Consider the following 1,161-nt stretch of genomic DNA (forward strand, 5'->3'; position numbering starts at 1 on the left):
TATACAATTTCGCTATTTTTTTATCTTCTTTATTACTTTCGATTTGTTTTTTCCACTTCTTCATAACTATATTCTATTTCCCTTAAATGCTCTATAGCTCTAATCTCATTTGGTGTTCCTTTTGAGTGTTTCATAAACCCTTCAATAACTCCATATAATGTTGCAAAATCTCCCTTAACTTTTAATAGTTTAGTCAAATATATAAAACCTTCCTAACTCCGTAGTACCTGCATAATAGTCGTTTATCCAACTATTCATTAAATCTTCATCGAACAACCGTTTTTTAATTTCAGGTAGTATAATATGTTGTACTATTTCTATAACATCGCAAACTACATCATTCAAATTGTCCAATACATGAATACTCCACCAATAATCTAGACTGTTTGGCAAAAAATTTCCAAATCTATTCATTTTACCAATTTTTAGGTTTTCTTACTAATTGTACTGGATAAGGAACATCTTGGTCTTCAAGCCAAACATCTTTTAATCTTTGTAATGGTAAATATCGAGAACTACCGATCTTAGTTTCAATTCCTCCTACATTAACACCTTTATACCAAACATCAAGATCCATATAGCGTTTTCCATCTTTAAAATCATAGTCCATTCTCAAAAAACTACTAATAAATAGGATTAAAGCAATCCCACTTAAATTTACTAGCATCTAAAAATTCAATATTGGTAAACTTTTCTTTTTGAAAAAAAACGTTACAATAATCAGATACAATAATTACAGCTTGCCCTATGGCAGTGGTATAAAAAACATCACTACTTATTTGATTAGGAGATTCAAACACAATAGCATTAATTTTTTTTATAATACTCTTTCCCTTCTGACAAGTATTACACAAATTCTTTTCTTCAAACTCAATGTAGCTTAAATCAACATAAGCATTAACCTGTTTAATTTCAGGGTAATAATACACCTCATTTAACAACCTATCCTTATAGTATAGCTTTACCTCTCTAAAATTGGTTAAACCGTTAAAATCAGAATCATCAATCTTATCTTTGACTTTTTTAGAGACAATAAAACCCACATAGGTTCCATAAATAAAATCTCCTAGTTTTCTTTTCGAGACATTGATTTCTAAAGGAGGTAACCACTCCAACATACTAAGAAAAGCTCCACATGTTTCACATACTTTTGCGACTCCT

Annotated in this window: 4 protein-coding genes; all 4 read right to left on the reverse strand. The window is 29.6% G+C overall.

Annotation, left to right across the window (positions count from 1 at the left end; all coding sequences use genetic code 11):
• Positions 1 to 32: 32 nt before the first annotated feature.
• On the reverse strand, positions 33 to 197 hold the full coding sequence (locus H4K33_RS16300; RefSeq protein WP_182650855.1) for a hypothetical protein: 165 nt from the start codon (positions 195 to 197) through the stop codon (positions 33 to 35).
• A complete protein-coding gene (locus H4K33_RS16305; RefSeq protein ID WP_182650857.1) occupies positions 190 to 414 on the reverse strand; it encodes a hypothetical protein in 225 nt (74 codons plus the stop codon). The genes H4K33_RS16300 and H4K33_RS16305 overlap by 8 nt, the downstream gene beginning before the upstream one ends.
• 1 nt (position 415) lies before the next feature.
• A complete protein-coding gene (locus H4K33_RS16310) occupies positions 416 to 610 on the reverse strand; it encodes a hypothetical protein (RefSeq protein WP_182650859.1) in 195 nt (64 codons plus the stop codon).
• A 13-nt stretch (positions 611 to 623) separates the two neighbouring features.
• The coding region (locus tag H4K33_RS16315) for a hypothetical protein (RefSeq protein ID WP_220485349.1) at positions 624 to 1,161 on the reverse strand (538 nt) is incomplete at its 5' end.

Origin of the sequence: Myroides sp. WP-1 (assembly GCF_014145635.1) — a bacterium.
In the GTDB taxonomy this organism is placed as follows: domain Bacteria; phylum Bacteroidota; class Bacteroidia; order Flavobacteriales; family Flavobacteriaceae; genus Flavobacterium.